General features: G+C 43.2%; 15 protein-coding genes. 10 read left to right on the top strand and 5 right to left on the bottom strand.

The genetic code is table 11. The annotated features are described in order from the left end of the window. Positions 1 to 228: DUF480 domain-containing protein (locus HF312_08880; protein ID MCU7520315.1), on the top strand; the 228-nt coding region annotated here is incomplete at its 5' end. A gap of 19 nt (positions 229 to 247) precedes the next feature. On the opposite strand, the gene HF312_08875 is transcribed toward HF312_08880, so the two are convergent. From HF312_08875 to HF312_08865, 3 genes are all read right to left on the bottom strand, one after another. Further along, positions 248 to 472, bottom strand: a complete 225-nt coding sequence (locus HF312_08875) for a hypothetical protein (protein ID MCU7520314.1) — start codon at positions 470 to 472, stop codon at positions 248 to 250. Further along, the gene (gene rsmI, locus HF312_08870; protein MCU7520313.1) at positions 465 to 1,169 is read right to left on the bottom strand and encodes a 16S rRNA (cytidine(1402)-2'-O)-methyltransferase; all 705 of its coding nucleotides are present in this window, start codon (positions 1,167 to 1,169) and stop codon (positions 465 to 467) included. The genes HF312_08875 and rsmI overlap by 8 nt, the downstream gene beginning before the upstream one ends. 91 nt (positions 1,170 to 1,260) lie before the next feature. Then, positions 1,261 to 2,622 carry an L-lysine 6-transaminase gene (locus tag HF312_08865; GenBank protein MCU7520312.1) on the bottom strand — a complete coding sequence of 454 codons (1,362 nt, stop codon included), beginning with the start codon at positions 2,620 to 2,622 and terminating at the stop codon, positions 1,261 to 1,263. Positions 2,623 to 3,402: 780 nt separating this feature from the next. On the opposite strand from HF312_08865, the gene HF312_08860 reads away from it, so the two are divergent. The 7 genes from HF312_08860 (at position 3,403) to HF312_08830 (ending at position 9,100) form a co-directional block, all read left to right on the top strand. Further along, positions 3,403 to 4,206: a MotA/TolQ/ExbB proton channel family protein gene (locus HF312_08860; GenBank protein MCU7520311.1), complete on the top strand. Its 804-nt coding sequence runs from the start codon at positions 3,403 to 3,405 to the stop codon at positions 4,204 to 4,206. Between the two features lie 35 nt (positions 4,207 to 4,241). After that, on the top strand, positions 4,242 to 4,874 hold the full coding sequence (locus tag HF312_08855) for a biopolymer transporter ExbD (GenBank protein MCU7520310.1): 633 nt from the start codon (positions 4,242 to 4,244) through the stop codon (positions 4,872 to 4,874). Between the two features lie 15 nt (positions 4,875 to 4,889). Then, positions 4,890 to 5,414, top strand: coding sequence for a biopolymer transporter ExbD (locus HF312_08850; GenBank protein ID MCU7520309.1), 525 nt, complete (start codon positions 4,890 to 4,892; stop codon positions 5,412 to 5,414). A gap of 24 nt (positions 5,415 to 5,438) precedes the next feature. Continuing rightward, positions 5,439 to 6,260 carry an energy transducer TonB gene (locus HF312_08845; protein MCU7520308.1) on the top strand — a complete coding sequence of 274 codons (822 nt, stop codon included), beginning with the start codon at positions 5,439 to 5,441 and terminating at the stop codon, positions 6,258 to 6,260. A 90-nt stretch (positions 6,261 to 6,350) separates the two neighbouring features. Continuing rightward, the gene (locus HF312_08840) at positions 6,351 to 6,536 is read left to right on the top strand and encodes a hypothetical protein (protein ID MCU7520307.1); all 186 of its coding nucleotides are present in this window, start codon (positions 6,351 to 6,353) and stop codon (positions 6,534 to 6,536) included. Further along, the gene (locus HF312_08835) at positions 6,523 to 7,476 is read left to right on the top strand and encodes a phosphate ABC transporter substrate-binding protein, PhoT family (GenBank protein ID MCU7520306.1); all 954 of its coding nucleotides are present in this window, start codon (positions 6,523 to 6,525) and stop codon (positions 7,474 to 7,476) included. Before HF312_08840 ends, HF312_08835 begins: the two co-directional genes overlap by 14 nt. A gap of 10 nt (positions 7,477 to 7,486) precedes the next feature. Continuing rightward, on the top strand, positions 7,487 to 9,100 hold the full coding sequence (locus HF312_08830) for a tetratricopeptide repeat protein (GenBank protein ID MCU7520305.1): 1,614 nt from the start codon (positions 7,487 to 7,489) through the stop codon (positions 9,098 to 9,100). An 80-nt stretch (positions 9,101 to 9,180) separates the two neighbouring features. Here the strand turns inward: HF312_08830 and HF312_08825 are convergent, their stop codons facing one another. Next, positions 9,181 to 10,404: a hypothetical protein gene (locus HF312_08825; GenBank protein MCU7520304.1), complete on the bottom strand. Its 1,224-nt coding sequence runs from the start codon at positions 10,402 to 10,404 to the stop codon at positions 9,181 to 9,183. Between the two features lie 345 nt (positions 10,405 to 10,749). Next, positions 10,750 to 12,105 carry an OmpA family protein gene (locus HF312_08820; protein MCU7520303.1) on the bottom strand — a complete coding sequence of 452 codons (1,356 nt, stop codon included), beginning with the start codon at positions 12,103 to 12,105 and terminating at the stop codon, positions 10,750 to 10,752. A 385-nt stretch (positions 12,106 to 12,490) separates the two neighbouring features. On the opposite strand from HF312_08820, the gene HF312_08815 reads away from it, so the two are divergent. Together HF312_08815 and HF312_08810 are read left to right on the top strand one after the other, a co-directional pair. Further along, positions 12,491 to 13,576, top strand: coding sequence for an efflux RND transporter periplasmic adaptor subunit (locus HF312_08815; protein ID MCU7520302.1), 1,086 nt, complete (start codon positions 12,491 to 12,493; stop codon positions 13,574 to 13,576). 49 nt (positions 13,577 to 13,625) lie between these two features. Beyond that, a complete protein-coding gene (locus HF312_08810; GenBank protein MCU7520301.1) occupies positions 13,626 to 16,733 on the top strand; it encodes an efflux RND transporter permease subunit in 3,108 nt (1,035 codons plus the stop codon). Positions 16,734 to 16,758 lie beyond the last annotated feature (25 nt).

The following is a 16,758-nucleotide window of genomic DNA, read 5'->3' as shown; positions in this document are numbered from 1 at the left end:
GCTGAAGGTGCACTGGCTTCAAAGCTGGAACGCCAGACAGGAATGAAAGAAAGGCGGTACAGCCACCTATTAAGCGGGGCGCCCGAGATACAGGAAGTTTCCGTTGAGAAAAAGCCCTCTGTTGTGGAAGAAAGGCTATTTTCGCTCGAAGGTGAATTAGAGCGCCTGAAATTGGAGATAGAGGAATTAAAGTCCGCTTTTGCCCGGTTTAAGAAGCAGTTTGAATAAAGGTAAAAAGGGGATGGTTTTATCTGTCCTCACCTGAGTTTTCATCTGCTTTCTTCTCCCTGTAGAGCCTTACGGTTCTGGCTATGCCGAAGCCGTTAATTGCAACGGCGGCAAAGAGCAGTACCCAGTTCATTGTACCCTTTTCATAATAAGTTATCAGTACGCTTACTATAATCAGTGCCGAGGATAATATAAACATCCCCATAGACATAATCTGTTTTGATTTTGATCTCGGATTATTCATAAGATTCCTTTTGTGAGTCTACTTTCCAGTCCAATGGGGCAATTACAATTACAAACTCCCCTTTAATAACTTTTGTTTTAAGTTCACCAAGCAGTTCATTGGGCCTGCCGCGCCAGGTTTCCTCAAATTTTTTTGTCAGCTCGCGTGTAACAACAATGTACCTTTCAGCCATATACTCATTTAACTCCTCCAGAAGCTTTTCTATCCTGTAGGTGGATTCATAAAGGATAATTGTCCTTTCTTCCACAGAGAGCTGCCTGAGCTTTTTTTGTCTTCCTTTTTTCTGCGGCAGGAACCCTTCAAAGATAAATGAGTCGGTCGGAAGTCCGCTTAAGCTCAATGCCGTAACAAGGGCTGTTACACCGGGCACGGCTTCAACTTTAATTCCTCTTTTAATTGCCGCCGAAACGAGCCTTACGCCGGGATCTGAAATGGCAGGAGTGCCGGCATCTGAAACAAGAGCACATGCTTCGCCCCTTTCAACCCTTTCCAGGGCATAATTCAGCTTTGAGGATTCACTTTGTGCATTAAATGAAACGAGCTCTTTCCTGATTTCGTAATGATTTAGAAGAACTGAGGTTACCCGTGTATCCTCACAGAGGATAAAATCCACTTCCTTCAGGGTCTCAACGGCCCGGAAGGTAATGTCCTTCAGGTTGCCTATAGGTGTACTAACAATATAAAGTGCTGGATCCATAAATCTGCTCTTCTTTGCCTTAAAGTGACGCTCCTTTAAAATGATAACGGCTCCACCATGGAGCCGTATCATGCAAGTAGTTTAGTTTGTGTTATAAATTCGCTTTCATCAAATATAATACTTTTTCAATTATTTTCAAACCCTCATTTAATTCCGCTCCAGTGATGGTAAGAGACGGCCTGAACCTGATCGAATGCAGGCCGCAGGGGAGAATGAGGAGTTTATGGAAATAGCATAAATTGAGGAATTCCTTCCTGAGTTCAACAGTGGGAAAGTCAAAAGAGCACATAAGTCCAAGCCCCCTGACATTAGATATGAGTTCTGGATAGTCTTCCTGCAGGTTATAGAGCTTATCGAGGAGTAGTTTGCCCTCAAGCTCCGCGTTTTCAACGAGGTTATCTTCCTCAATTATCTCCAGGTTTCTCCTTGAGCGCACCATATCTACCAGGTTGCCGCCCCAGGTTGAGTTAATGCGGCTGGATTTTCTGAAGCAGTGTTCCTCGACGTCGTCTATCCTGTCTGAGACCATAATGCCGCAGATCTGCATTTTCTTTCCGAAAGACACGATATCCGGATCAATGTAGTGCTGGTGAGCCCACATTTTGCCTGTAAGTCCAATTCCTGTCTGTACCTCGTCATACATCAGGAGGATTTCGTTTTCGTCTGCAATTTCCCTTAATTTCTGGTGGAATTCTTTTCTGAAGAAGTTATCGCCCCCTTCAGCCTGAATGGGTTCAATTATAATTACGGCTATGTCGTCGGGGTTTTGTTTAATTGCCGCGTAGATCTCGTTTATGGCCTCAGTCTCCAGCTTAATTACCTCGTCGAGGTGCTCAGAAAGAGGAAATGTAATCTTCGGGTTAATAATTCTGGGCCATTTGAACTTCGGGAAATACATGATCTTGTTAGGGTCTGTATTTGTAAGCGACATCGTGTAGCCGCTTCTGCCGTGGAAAGCTTCCTTGAAGTGGATTACCTGCTGACCTTTTTCTTCCTTTATCCCTTTTGCAAGGTTTTTCCTTACTTTCCAGTCGAATGCCACCTTGAGTCCGTTTTCCACGGCAAGGCTTCCGCCGTCAATAAAGAAAAGGTACTTGAAATGTTCCGGCACGGCAACACGGCTGAAGGTGTCCACAAATTCAGCCATTTCAACGGTATAAAGGTCAGAGTTTGAGGGTTTGTTTAAGGAGGCTATATAGCCTATTTTTTCTCTGAATTCGGGGTTGTTTAACTTCGGGTGATTAAGGCCAACAGGGGAGGAAGCGAAGAAGCTGAAGAAATCGAGATAAGCCTCGCCGGTTCTGGCGTCAACGAGGTGGTTTCCGTAGCTTCGGCTGTGATCAAAGACAAGATCAAAACCATCAACGAGCATTTTCTTTCTCAGGACTTCATGAACTGTTTCAGCGCTGATACCTTCAAATGAAAGATTCGTATTTAAGATAGCTGTACTCATTATTCTCTCCGCAAATTAAGTGACCAAAGGAATAGTTATTTAAAATAAATAATACCCGGACAAGGAAAGTGGAGAGAAAAGTCTTAGAATACGTTCTCAAAGCGGGAAACAAAATAGCTGCGCAGCTGCCTGAGGCCTGTGTGCTCAAAAAAATCTTTGTATTTTGTTTTCATGGGTTAAAGGGTTAATTGGGAAAATATTTGAAATGAAAGTTATAAATTTAATTTTGCATTTCCAATCATATTCCGCAGAACCAGAAAGCAGAATTTTTGGCCGTAAAACCCGGCGTTTGGAGCTCCTAAAAAGGATTAAAACATCCTTATAACCCTTTATAATGAAAATATATATGGAAAATGGAAACTCCTTGGCACATTGAATTGTTGAATAGTTATAGGAAATATGTTACATTTTATTATCCTATGGTGTATCTTAAGAAACGTGCATTATGCATTGCGAGGGAAGCAGTCAGCGCAGGCCGGGATGTTTACTTATAATAGCTTATCAGTTCTCTGCGTTCGTAAAAATTATTATTTTATCTATTGCTAATTCGAAAAACCTTAACTAATTTTACACCATAAAATTCCGATGAAACAGATGCAGGCATAACTGTGTCTATTGTTGTTTTATAAAAATAATGGGATTGCTTGTCCAGTGATATACGGCCAAAAAGTTAGCACTAAAATATGTTAGCATGAAAACAGTCGCTTCCGGATAAAGAAATTCAATAAATCAAGAACAATTAATCAATAAACAACTAATTCTTTAAATTAGGAGAAAGACGTGAAATCTTCGAAAGTTAAATCTGCCTTTTCAGGTTTTGCAGGTATCGTAATACCTCTTTTAATTATTATTGCTATCTGCATTTTTATTTTTGTATTAGGTAACCCCGACAACTTCCAGGGCGGCAACCCGGCTAACCATCCGAAGCCAGGCAACTATCTTGGAGTCGTTTACAAAGGCGGTATCATCGTACCTATTCTTATGTCACTTTTAATGATGGTTCTTACATTCGGTATCGAAAGACTTATCACCATTACCCGCGCTAAAGGTAAGGGAAGAGTTAACCAGTTCGTTGCAAAAGTTCACACAAAGCTTGCTCAGGAAGATCTGGATACAGCTATTGCTGAATGCGACAAGCAGAGAGGTTCAGTTGCTAACGTTATTAAGGCCGGTATTCTTAAATACAAGGAAATGATTCCTGAGAAGGGATTAAACAGAGATCAGAAAGTTCTGGCTATCAAACAGGAAATCGAAGAAGCTACATCACTGGAACTGCCTATGCTCGAGCAGAACCTGGTTATCGTTGCTACTATCGCTTCAATTGCAACCCTTATGGGTCTGTTAGGAACAGTACTTGGTATGATCAAGGCATTCTCTGCTTTGGCTACAGCCGGTGCTCCTGATGCAGTTGCTCTTGCAAACGGTATTTCTGAAGCTCTTATCAATACAGCTTTAGGTATCGGTACCTCAGCTATTGCTATTATTTCTTACAACTATTTTACAACAAAAATAGACAAGATCACTTACTCAATTGATGAAGCTGGTGTTGCAATCGTTCAGAACTTTGCAGCTCATCATAATTAATGGATTTTAAAATATTTTTAGTATAATATAATAATATGCCAAAAGTAAAAGTACCCCGTAAAAGCACACTAATCGATATGACGGCGATGTGCGACGTTGCGTTTCTTTTGTTGACATTCTTTATGTTGACGACGCAATTTAAGAGTGATGATTCTATTGTTGTTGCTACTCCGTCATCTATTTCGGATATAAAGCTGCCTGATACGGATATTATGAATATAACGGTTACAAAAGACGGCAAAGTGTTCTTCGGTATCGATAACAAGAACTTTTCAAGAGAAAAGCTCCTGGAAAGAATTGCCGAAAAATACAACATTCAGTTTACTCCACAGGAGCAGAAGGCTTTCTACCTTACTTCAAGCTTCGGAATTCCAATCAACGCCTTAAAGGGCTGGCTGGGACTTGAAGAACTTGACAGAAAGAACTTCAAGCAGCCTGGCATACCGGTCGACTCTACCAACAATGAGCTCGGTGTATGGATTATGCAGGCCCGTCTTTCAAACCCGGGACTCAGAATAGCCATTAATGGTGACGGCAATTGTGCTTATCCTGTCATTAAGAAAGTTATGGGAACTCTGCAGGATAAAAACGTTAACAAATTCAATCTGATTACGAATTTGGAAGCAAATCCGAATACAAAGTACAAGAAACCAGAAGAAAAAAAATAGAGGAAATTATAAAAAATGGCTGAATTAGATACCTCGAAAGGTGGGGGACACGGCAAGGGTAAAAAGAAAAAAGGGAAAAAGATGTCCACCAGGGTCGACTTGACCCCTATGGTTGACCTTGGATTCCTTTTGGTTACCTTTTTCATGTTGACTACCACTTTCAGCAAGCCACAGACTATGGAAATTAACCTTCCGGTTAAAGCCGATAACCCGAAGGAGCAGGCCGATGCTCCCGCAGTCAAGGCTTCAAAGACCATGACCATTTTACTTGGTGAAACTAATAAGGTTTTCTGGTATAAAGGTATGGCTACTGAAGATCCGGAAGTTAAGATTACCAATTTCTCTGAAGCAGGCATTAGAAAGGACCTTCTTGAGCAGAACCAGATGATTAAGGATATGGTTGTATTGATTAAACCTACAGATAAGTCGACGTATAAAAACATGGTTGATATATTGGATGAAATGAATATATGCAATATCAAACGTTTTGCTTTGGTTGATGCTGATCCTAAGGACATGGATTTAATTAAGAATAAATAATAACTTTAAGCGGCAAAAATAATTATGAGTAATCATCAAATATCGTACAACATAGACCTTAACGACATTATCTTTGAGGGTAAGAATAAGGAATATGGTGCTTACGTACTGAGAAAGAAATATCATCAATTCCTGTTCCGCGCTTTTGTGATTGCCGTAATATTCTTTATACTGAGTGTTTCATCACCGCTGATTATCAGCTTTGTTACACCTAAGGAAGATATTAAGGTCAACAGAAAGAAGGTCGTTACCATAACAGACCTGGCACCTCCTCCGTCAATCGACGAAAAGAAGGTAATCGAACAGGTTGAAGCTCCGCCACCGTTGAAGTCTACCATCAAATTCCTGCCGCCGGTTGTTAAACCTGACGATCAGGTAACTGACGAGTACGTTCCTACGGTTGAAGAACTCCATAACGTTGACCCTGGTAAGGCAACTCAGCAGGGCCAGGAAGGCGGCGTGGACTACAGCCTTATTGAAGTTCAGGACGCTCCGAAGGAAGAAATTGTAAAAGAATCTGCTCCAAAGGAAGAAGCTTTTACATTCGTTGAGGAAATGCCCACTTATCCTGAAGGACAGGACGAACTTTTAAGATTTATCAGCTCAAACGTTGTCTATCCTGAAATTGCAAAACGTGCTCAGGTTGAAGGCAAGGTAATGGTCGGTTTCGTCGTTGAAAAAGACGGCTCTATTACTGACGTCAGGGTTGTTAAAGGTATCGGCGCAGGTTGCGACGAGGAAGCTGTCAGAGTTACAAGGCTCATGGGTAGATGGAGACCCGGAAAGCAGAACGGTAAACCTGTCAGGGTTCGTATGGTAATTCCTTTCCAGTTTAAGTTACAGTAATATACCCGACTTCAGGAGTTAATTACTACGAATAATATGCGGAAAAGTAATGCCTTCGTAAATAAGCTAAACCTGTTTACAGGCATTACTATGATTTTAGTTTATATTGCAGCCGGTTTGTTAGTGCTTTTTGCAAAGTTCATACAACTTAGATTGCAGGAAAATTACCGTATCATTTTGGGCGTTGCTATTTTGGTGTATGGTGCTTATAGACTTTACAGGGTCTATAAGAAATATAACGAGCAGAAGGAAACTGAAGAAGATGAGGACATTTAAACTAACAATACCGGTTATCTTTATACTTTCTTTTTTATTCGGTTGCAGGAGTGAAAACCCGAAAGAGTCTGACACTCCTACAACCGGTGAAATTACTATCAGCGTCGACGAGACATTCAAGCCCGTCGTAGATTCAGAAATTGATACTTTCGAAAAGATCTATCAGTACGCTAAGATCAAGGTCAACTACAGGCCTGAAGCTGAAACAATGGCCGACCTGCTTTCCGATAGTGCACGCCTGGTTATCCTTACCCGCAAGTTCACAAAGGAAGAACAAAGCTACTTTGAAAAAAGGGAGATCGTTCCTATTGTCAGGAAGATCACCTATGATGCTATTGCCGTTATTGTGAACAATGCGAATACGGATACAAATTGGACGATGCAGCAGTTCCGCGACGTTATGAGCGGAAAAATCTCGCGCTGGAACGCTTTAAGCGGCAGGTCTTCACTGTCTGGTATTCAGATAGTCTTTGATAACCAGAATTCAAGCACAGTCAGGTACGTAAAGGAAAAAATTAATAATTCACCCCTTGCTAAAAATACTTTTGCCGTTAAGGATAACCCTTCGGTAATTGACTATGTATCAAAAAACCGCAACGCTGTGGGTATAATCGGCGTTAATTGGATAAGCAACAGAGAGGATACACTCACACACGGATTTCTTAAGAAAGTTAGAGTTGTTGCGCTGGCTTCTGATACGGCTCAGACAGGGGAATATTATCAGCCTTACCAGGCCTATATCGCTCAGAAAGTCTACCCCCTCTGGAGGGAAGTATACGTCTTGAGCGGCGAGGCAAGGGCAGGACTTGGTTCAGGGTTCATCTCATTTATGGCCAGCGACCGGGGACAGAGGATTTTCCTGAAGGCAGGGCTGGTTCCTGCAACTATGCCTGTCAGATTAGTTGAAATTAGAAGTGAAAATATCAAAATAACTAAATAATATAGAACACATGAAAAGACTCAACAACTTATCAATATTTGATTCCATTAAATCCCTTCTCGTAACGCTTGTTGCAGTTACTGCATTAAACGCCCAGGACGTAAAGCAGGGTGTAAGACTCATGGATGTGGAAAAATATACTGAGGCCAGAAATTTCTTCGAGAACCTGGTTAAAAGTAATCCCCAAAATGCTGATGCTTACTACTGGCTTGGAAAGCTTGATATTAAAGAAGGAAAAACTGACCAGGCACAGGCTGACTTTCAGAAAGGAATTGACGCAAACAAGGAAAATGCAATTAACTTTGTAGGCCTTGGTCAGGTGCAGCTCATTAAAAATGACTCTACTTCGGCAATTAAGCAGTTTGACGAGGCCCTCGATATGACCGACTCAAAAGATGCCAACATTATGATTGCTATTGCTGATGCCTACCTTGGCTCAGACACTAAGAACTTCGGCAGACCGATTCAGCTTTTGTCAAAGGCAAAGGCTGTCAGCAAGAAAAATCCTGCCATTTTTGAACGCCTTGGGGATATTTATCTGAGACTGGTTAACGGAAGCATGGCAATACAGAACTATCAGACTGCCATAGATTATGATTCAGCTAACGTAAAGGCTTATATCGGAATTGGCCAGATTTATGCAAAAATCAAAAACTACCCCGATGCCGAGGCAAATTTTACAAAAGCTATTACTGTTGATCCGACCTATGCTCCTGCATTCAAGGAGTTCGGTGAATATTATTACTCACGCAAGGATTACGTAAAAGCTGCTGACATGTACAAAAAGTACATCGACAACACCGAACCAACGAACGAAAAGCTGACCCGCTATGCCACAATGCTTTATCTTGCAAAGGATTATAATACAGCCGTTAACGTTATAAGCCAGGTTACAGATAAAGGCGGCAAGCCCGATGCACAGCTTCAGCACATTCTTGCTTATTCATACTATTCGGTTGATGACGCACAGAAAGGAATTCCTGCATTCGACAAATATTTCCAGATGGCAGATCCTAAGGAAATAACTTCAACGGATTACGACTATCTTGGCAAGCTGCAGCTAAAGGCTGGAAACGATTCACTTGCAATTGAAAACTACAAAAAAGCAATTGCAATGGATTCTTCACGTTCAGATCTGCACGGCGATATGGCCGCACTTTACTTCAAGGATAAGAAGTGGGAAGATGCCGCCAGGGAATATGAACTTAAAGAGAAAACTTCAGGCAAGCCTTTGAAAGTAGTTGAATACTTCAACCTTGGCCAGGCTTATTACAAAATGAGCAATTTCAAAATGGCCGACACTACTTATGCAAAGATGATTGCTCTTAGCCCCGATCAGCCGATAGGCTATTACTACAGGGCACTCAGCAATGCACAGCTTGACCCTGAATCAGAACAGGGACTTGCAAAGCCGCATTATGAAAAGTTCATCGATGTGGTAACAAAGATGGCCCCCGACCAGCAGGCAAAGTATAAGAATCATCTTATTGAAGCTTATTCATATCTTGGATACTTCTACTACCTGAAAAAGGACAACGCTACTTCACGCCAGTTCTGGATAAAGGTTCAGGAACTGGATCCTGAAAACAAACAGGCAAAAGAAGCCCTCAAGGCTTTGAAATAAAATTTGTTGTTAATTGTTTTTGAAAAGGGAAAACCCCAAAAAGGTTTTCCCTTTTTTTGTATGCTAATAAGAAATGTAGTCTAGGCTAAAAACCCGCCAAGTTTGGAGAAAACCCTGCTGAAGGATTCATCCACTTTATCGCTTATCTGTTCTTTTACAGGGAAGGGATCCTCGTGCCTGTAATCGTAAGAAAAGTCCTCTATATCCACACAGACCGGAATATTTCTGAGTCGCCCCTTAAGTGTATTAAGTACCTCATAGGCAGGTATTACTGTATCTTTTTCCAGGGCAACTGCGTAAATCCTTTCATGCAGGCTTTTTAACATCTTCTCCCTGTGCTCGCTCAGCTTATTGTAATTCAGAAGGCTCAGGAAGTTCCATCCTTCCGGGTGTTCCTGTGAAAGATGGTGCCCCAGCCATGCATCCTGTTTCAGGTGCATGTCCATGTAGCCCACAATGTATCTGTAAAGAGCCTGTTCGGTTTCACTGTCCATGATAAATTTGCAGACAGGGGTAAGCCTGCTGAAGGCTGTGCCGCTGCAGAAAAGGCTGAGCCTGGAATTATCAAAGCAGTTGTCCTTATTTGTCATCAGGAGCGTCTTTGCCAGGAGCCCCCCGATTGAATAAGCAAAAATATCAAAATGTGCCTCAGGCGAGATCAAAGTGTGCCTGTCCTGCCTGATTTCCTCCACGAGCTGAATTACGTCATAATAGCTTTGCAGGCCCGACCATATGAAGCGCTGCGGCTTTGTATGCAGGCGTGTACTGATTGCGGCGTTAACCAAAGAAGAGGCGATGATACCGGGAAAATTACTTTTTCTCGCATTGCTGACCTCAGACATCAGGTGGCGGTCGCTCCATTCCTTAGGTGCCCTGTTCATGTGGAATGCAATCGGGAAGAGTACAACAGCCTTGCCCGTAAGCTCCACCAGCCGGTAGGCCCAGGGGTAGTATTTATACCAGTTTTTCTCGTTAAAACCGTGAAAAAACAAAATGGCGCTTTTGCTTTTTTGGGTCCCCGCAGGCCTAAAGATGTGATAGCGGAATTTCATGTTTTCCTTTACATGTGCATCCTGAACATCGAGAGCCAGGCTCGGGACAAAATCTGAATTATTAGGCTGAAACATCCCGCTTGTGCTGAAAGAGTGTTCCATGCACGTGTGCTCGGTCTCGCCGGGAAGTATCCTGGAATTATTTGAAACAAACGTGAAGTTATGCACTTCCATTTGTTCATCAATTTGGATAAAATCTTCCTCAAAATTTGTTTTCTGTTTCAGCAATGTAAATAGTTCATGGTATTTCATGGCGTTCATATTTTATTGCTTATTTTAAGAATTTGTGATTTGCTTTTGTAGCTTAAAAAGAGGGGAGTCTTAAAGTCAAATAAATTCAGGCCAGAAACGGTAAAAAAGAGTTCCGGAAAATTCATGATTAACTCAATACTTATAAGTGACGTTCAGTGTATGAGGCTCATCAGGGCCCCAGATTGAATTAAAGACCATTCAAACTTAGCTCTTTAGATTCTAAGATGCAACGAATGCCTGAAATATTAAATGAAAGGATATTTATCTGCGGGTTTGTGAACCCCTTTCCCCGCACGCGCACTTTTCTCTCTGTCTGTCTCTCTGTGGGGAAAGGGGGTAATGAAGTTACATCTTTATGAATTCAACTCTTCTGTTGTTTGCCTTTCCGGAAGGAGTTGAGTTTTCCGAGACAGGCTCAGATTCGCCCTTGCCGTCTGTATCCATGCGTGAAGAATCGATGCCGAATTCCTGGGCGAGTGCATTTTTTACAGAAACAGAACGCTTTTTTGAAAGTTCAAGGTTTGCCCCGTCAGAGCCGTCGCTGTCTGTGTGGCCTACAATTTTAACCCTTATGTCTGAATTCTCCTTTAATATGCCTGCAATCTCCTTTAGTGTGCCGTACGATTCAGGCTTTATTTTGTCTGAGCCGGAGTCAAATGTAATTCCGCGTGTAACGAGCTTTCCTTCTGTTAAGAGCTTGTTTCTCATGTCCGGAGCCCCAACGGCAAAGCGGACATTTGAGAAAAGGACCTCATATGCATCAGGCGTCTGATCGTCGAAATACCATAGGCCTATCTTGAAAATGTCATATTGGGCGGGAGTCATAAATCTGGGCAGGTCATATATTTTCTTATTGTCAATCCAGACCCTGTAGCGCTGTTTCTGGACAGAAATTGAGAGCCTTACAATTTTGCCCATTTTCCCGACGGTTATATTATCGTCAATATCAGAGTCAACGCCGCCCGATTCACCGCCGTTTACATAGTTTTTGGCAATAAAACGTGACGATTCTTCTTTCTTTATTCCAAAATCAAAGTTGCCTACGGTTCTTCCAGAACAGAATTCATAAGCATGCTGTAAATAATCTTTAGTACCCTCGGTGGAAATAATACAGAAGTTTATATTCCCGATGTTAACAACGTCTTCCGGAGTATAGTAAACCATATCGAGCTCTATAGTGTAGTTCTCCGGGAAGGGTTTGGGGAAATCGGGTACATACAGCGAGCCATTTTTTGCCTTCAGCCATTTGCCCGGATATTTATTTGTTGTTACAACTTCACCTGTACCGTTCGTATTCCACCTGGCGGGGAAGTCACCCACGTTATCCTGCGAAAAATCTTCAAAAAAGAGCACTTTTTCGCCAGGGACAAAGTCGAATTTGGAATAGCTCTTAAGGCTGACTTCAGTGGTTTTGGGATTGCCTTCAGTTTTGTTTTTTTTCGGGCTTGCCTGTTCTTCTTCATCTTCAGAATTGGTATTCTTTTTCTTTGATTTTACTTCCTCATTTTCATCATCGCCCGTTTTTGTAATTTCCTTTTCAGCTTCATCTAATCCCTTGTCAATTGCCTCGTCTGTCTTTTCTTCGGCCTTCTGTTCTACTTTGTCCTTGATTTTGCCAAGGATATCGAACTGCGAGAACGCCTCGCCGGGCATAAAAAGGCAGATTAGGGCTGCTGCTAATAATGTAACGAAAGATTTCATTGACTACCCCTTATTTATGTTTAATTAAATGGCTTCAGGGAAAAAACATAGAAAGTGCACCGGATAAAGTACAAAGTAAAAAGGAAAAAGTAAAAAGGAAAAACATAGCCTGCAAAAGTCAGGATAGACAAACGTATTCAGTTGAATAAAGGCATTGAAAATAAGACAAGTATAAAATATCTTTTAAACCTCAATAATCTAGAATTTGTCCAATAGGTCCAGATAGAAAGTATCCGGTCGAAACAGTAGAGAGCTAGTCAGAGAAACTGCCGCACCAATAATTATTTTCTGTAATGGGGTGTTAACTGTAAAAAAGGAAAATCCAGCAGCCGGCATCGAAAAATACGGTAAAAAGCGGGCTGGTAAAGCTAATTAAGGAAAGGAAATGAGTAAATCAGTTAAAAGAATTGTTATTGCAGCAACTGTAATTCTTATAATATTAATTATTGCGCTGCCTAAAATGTCATTTCTCAAGGGTGAATCAAAAAAGCTGGGCCCTGGAGCTGAAGGCAAAAGAGGCGGCGGAAGAGGAATATCGGTCGAAGGTTTTGTGGTCACGCCGGGAAAGCTTAGCGACAGGATAGTATCCACGGGTACCGTTCTTGCAAACGAGGAAGTACAGCTTAAAAGTGAAGTATCCGGAAAGATCACCAGGATTTTATTCAAGGAAGGGAGCTATGTAAAAAAAGGCTCGCTTCTGGTCAAAATTAATGATGCCGACCTTCAGGCACAGCTCAAAAAAACAAATTACAAGTATGAGCTTGCAAAGGCCAGGGAATACAGACAGAAAATGATGCTGAAAAGGGAAGCCATAAGCCAGGAAGATTATGACGCCGCACTGAATGAGCTCCAGACGCAGGAAGCTGATATTCAGCTCATTAAAGCACAGATTGATAAAACGGAAATTCGTGCTCCTTTTAACGGAGTTGTCGGCTTAAAGTCGGTCAGTGAGGGAAGCTATATTACTCCATCGGACAGGATAGCCACGCTTCAGAGCATAAATCCGGTAAAAATAGATTTTTCAATTCCTGAAAAGTACTATAGCACGGTTAAAACAGGAACACAGATTAATTTCAGAATCCAGGGATCGGATAAGGTCTTCAGCGGTAAAATTTACGCCGTCGAACCGAAAATAGACCCTAACTCAAGAGCACTCCTGATAAGGGCAATAAGCCGCAACGAGAAGTCAGAGATCTATCCCGGTGCCTTTGCAAATATTGAAATAGTCCTTAGAGAAATGAATGACGCTCTTATGATACCCACGCAGTCACTGGTGCCTGACTTTAAGGGGCAGAAGGTATTTGTTGTCAAAAACGGACGGGCTCTTTCGGTACCTGTTAACACGGGAATAAGGCAGGAGAGCACAATACAGATAACCGGCGGAATCAGCCAGGGCGACACGCTTATTACAACCGGACTTTTGCAGTTAAGGCCTAATATGCCGGTTAGGATTTCCAGAGTTAGTCAATAATATTTTTCAGGATTCCACACGGAAATAGCAATTAAAAAGTGAACAGGAAATGAGTTTATCATCATTAAGTATAAAAAGACCCGTACTGGCTATTGTTATGGCAATAGTGATTATATTGTTCGGGTTTATAGGTTATACGTATCTTGGAGTACGTGAGTACCCCAGCGTGGACGCTCCTATTATAACGGTTAGCACTACTTATACGGGTGCCAATGCCGAGGTCATTGAGTCGCAGATTACTGAACCTCTTGAGGAATCAATTAACGGTATTGCGGGTATCCGCTCCCTTACTTCTGTAAGCAGCGAGGGAAGAAGTTCCATTACGGTTGAATTTACGCTTGACGTGGATCTGGAAACTGCCGCCAACGACGTGCGCGACCGCGCGGCCAGGGCTGTCAGAAACCTGCCTCCTGATGCCGATCCGCCGGTAGTTGCAAAGGCGGATGCCGATGCCAGCTCGATCTTTCTTCTGACGTTAAAAAGCGACACGAAAAGCCTCATTGAGCTCAGCGACATTGCCAACAACGTTTTCAAGGAAAGGCTTCAAACCATACCTGGCGTAAGTACCGTTCAGGTTTGGGGTGAAAAAAGACCTTCAATGAGGCTCTGGCTGGATCCGGCAAGGCTGGCTGCGTATGACCTCACGGCTTTAGACGTCAGAAATGCCTTAAATAAGGAAAACATAGAGCTTCCCTCGGGCAGAATTGAAGGAGCAAATACAGAGCTTACGGTAAGAACCTTAAGCCGCCTTCAGACTGAAGATGATTTCAACAATCTAATCATTAAGGATGAGGGGGGGACTCCGGTCCGTCTGAAGGACGTGGGCGAAGCTGTCCTGGGCCCTGAGAACGAGCGCTCTATTATGAAGCGCGACGGGGTGCCGATGGTGGGCGTGGGCGTTGTGCCCCAGCCGGGCTCAAACCAGATTGACATTGTCGACAGGGTTTATAAGTCACTGGAACAGATTAAAAGGGACCTTCCGAAGGATGTAAAGTTTGACGTCGGCTTTGACAACACACAGTACATCAGAAAGTCGATTAAAGAGGTTGAAGAGACTATCTACATAGCCCTGGGGCTCGTTATTCTCATCATCTTTGCCTTCTTAAGGGACTGGCGTACAACGCTCATTCCTATAGTTGCAATTCCGGTATCTCTTATCGGAGCCTTCTTTGTCATGTACCTGATGAACTTTTCCATCAACGTACTGACGCTGCTTGGTATTGTGCTTGCAATTGGCCTTGTGGTCGATGACGCAATTGTTGTGCTTGAAAATATATATTCAAAGGTGGAGCAGGGTATGCCTCCGCTTGAAGCAGGTGTGAAGGGATCTGCCGAAATATTCTTTGCAATTGTTTCAACTACAATTACACTGGCTGCCGTATTCTTACCCATTATTTTCCTGGAGGGAATGACGGGCAGGCTCTTCCGCGAGTTCGGTATTGTGGTTGCAGGCTCGGTCCTTATCTCGGCCTTTGTGGCTCTTACGCTTACCCCTATGCTTAGCACAAAGATCCTGAAGCCAAAGGAAGGGCATAACTGGTTCTACACAAAAACAGAGCCTTTCTTCGTATGGCTTTCCGATACATACAGGAATGCACTGGATAAATTTATGGAAAAGCGCTGGCTGGCCTTTGTTATTATGGCGGCCTCGGCAATAGTAATTGTGCTTATAGGGACTAATCTGCAGAGCGAACTTGCACCCCTAGAGGACAGAAGCCAGCTCAGGGTTTCGGCTACGATGCCCGAAGGCGCTTCATATGAGATGATGGATAATTACATGGACCAGCTCTCGGGCTTTGTGCAGGATACGGTTTCAGGAAGCCAGACTATTATTTCAATGACCGCCGCGGGCTTCGGTTCAAGCGGCGTAAACTCGGGCTCAATTAACATTATCTTAAAAGACAGGGAAGGAAGAGCCAAAAGCCAGCAGCAGATTTTTGAGGAGCTTTCAAGCACCTTCAGGAAATTTAACGCTGCAAGGACGATTGTAATACAGGGACAGACAATCGGCGGCTCGCGCGGCGGTATGCCCGTGCAGTACGTGCTGCAGGCACCGAACGGGCAGAAGCTGAGGGAAGTATTGCCCAAGTTCTACCTTGCTGCAAGCCAGGACCCAACCTTCAGCATTGTGGACGTAAACCTGAAATTCAATAAGCCCGAACTTGTGGTTTCAATAGACCGCGACAGGGCGCAGGCCCTCGGGGTTTCAGCCGTTGACATCGCTCAGACTCTCTCGCTTGCCTTCAGCGGGCAGCGCTTCGGCTATTTTATCATGAACGGCAAGCAGTACCAGGTGATAGGACAGGTAAAAAGGGCCGACAGGATTGAGCCCCTGAACCTGAAATCACTGTTTGTGAAGAATTCAAAGGGTGAGCTCATTCAGCTGGATAACCTTGTAAGCCTGAAGGAACAGATTAATTCGCCGCAGCTCTACCGCTTTAACAGGTATACTGCCGCAACAATATCGGCTAATCTCGCTCCCGGTAAAACCATTGGCGACGGCATTAAGGCGATGGATGCAATTGCAAAAAAAGTGCTCGATCCATCGTTCTCAACCGCCTTAAACGGGCCTTCAAAGGACTTTGCAGAAAGCTCCTCAAGCCTGATGTTTACCTTCATGCTGGCGCTCGTGCTGATCTATCTTATACTTGCAGCACAGTTTGAAAGCTTCCGTGACCCGCTTATTATAATGTTCACGGTGCCTCTGGCTCTGGCCGGAGCCTTGATGTCGCTCTGGTATCTAAACCATACCATGAATATCTTCAGCGAGATTGGAATGATCATGCTGATAGGACTTGTAACAAAAAACGGTATTCTTATCGTTGAGTTCGCAAACCAGAGAAGAGCCCAGGGGCTTACGCTTCTTGATGCGGTTAAGGATGCTGCTGTAGCCCGTTTCCGGCCTATTATCATGACAAGCCTTGCAACAATTCTCGGCACACTGCCTATTGCACTTGCCCTGGGTTCAGGCGCCGGAAGCAGGGTGTCGATGGGTGTGGCAGTTATTGGCGGGCTTATTTTCTCAACCTTCCTTACGCTTTTTGTGGTACCTGCAATTTACTCTTACCTGTCACCCAAGGGTGAAATTGTAAGCAACGTTACTGACGACTTTGCAGGCAAAAAGGAAAAAGAGGAAAACGAGTTCGTTACAAAGTAAATTTTAATTAGGGGTGAGGCTGCCT

This window comes from Ignavibacteria bacterium, from assembly GCA_025612375.1.
Taxonomy (GTDB): Bacteria; Bacteroidota; Ignavibacteria; order Ignavibacteriales; family SURF-24; genus JAAXKN01.
The sequence above is the reverse complement of the archived record's forward strand: the minus strand, read 5'-3'. Positions and strand labels throughout refer to the sequence as shown.

What these genes read in the sequence shown, in the direction of transcription:
- HF312_08820 (MCU7520303.1), bottom strand. Translation starts at nt 12,105, where the DNA reads ATGAAATCTTTCGTTACATTATTAGCAGCAGCCCTAATCTGCCTTTTT.
- HF312_08815 (MCU7520302.1), top strand. Translation starts at nt 12,491, where the DNA reads ATGAGTAAATCAGTTAAAAGAATTGTTATTGCAGCAACTGTAATTCTT.
- rsmI (MCU7520313.1), bottom strand. Translation starts at nt 1,169, where the DNA reads ATGGATCCAGCACTTTATATTGTTAGTACACCTATAGGCAACCTGAAG.
- HF312_08830 (MCU7520305.1), top strand. Translation starts at nt 7,487, where the DNA reads ATGAAAAGACTCAACAACTTATCAATATTTGATTCCATTAAATCCCTT.
- HF312_08850 (MCU7520309.1), top strand. Translation starts at nt 4,890, where the DNA reads ATGGCTGAATTAGATACCTCGAAAGGTGGGGGACACGGCAAGGGTAAA.
- HF312_08835 (MCU7520306.1), top strand. Translation starts at nt 6,523, where the DNA reads ATGAGGACATTTAAACTAACAATACCGGTTATCTTTATACTTTCTTTT.
- HF312_08855 (MCU7520310.1), top strand. Translation starts at nt 4,242, where the DNA reads ATGCCAAAAGTAAAAGTACCCCGTAAAAGCACACTAATCGATATGACG.
- HF312_08875 (MCU7520314.1), bottom strand. Translation starts at nt 472, where the DNA reads ATGAATAATCCGAGATCAAAATCAAAACAGATTATGTCTATGGGGATG.
- HF312_08825 (MCU7520304.1), bottom strand. Translation starts at nt 10,404, where the DNA reads ATGAAATACCATGAACTATTTACATTGCTGAAACAGAAAACAAATTTT.
- HF312_08840 (MCU7520307.1), top strand. Translation starts at nt 6,351, where the DNA reads ATGATTTTAGTTTATATTGCAGCCGGTTTGTTAGTGCTTTTTGCAAAG.
- HF312_08810 (MCU7520301.1), top strand. Translation starts at nt 13,626, where the DNA reads ATGAGTTTATCATCATTAAGTATAAAAAGACCCGTACTGGCTATTGTT.
- HF312_08865 (MCU7520312.1), bottom strand. Translation starts at nt 2,622, where the DNA reads ATGAGTACAGCTATCTTAAATACGAATCTTTCATTTGAAGGTATCAGC.
- HF312_08845 (MCU7520308.1), top strand. Translation starts at nt 5,439, where the DNA reads ATGAGTAATCATCAAATATCGTACAACATAGACCTTAACGACATTATC.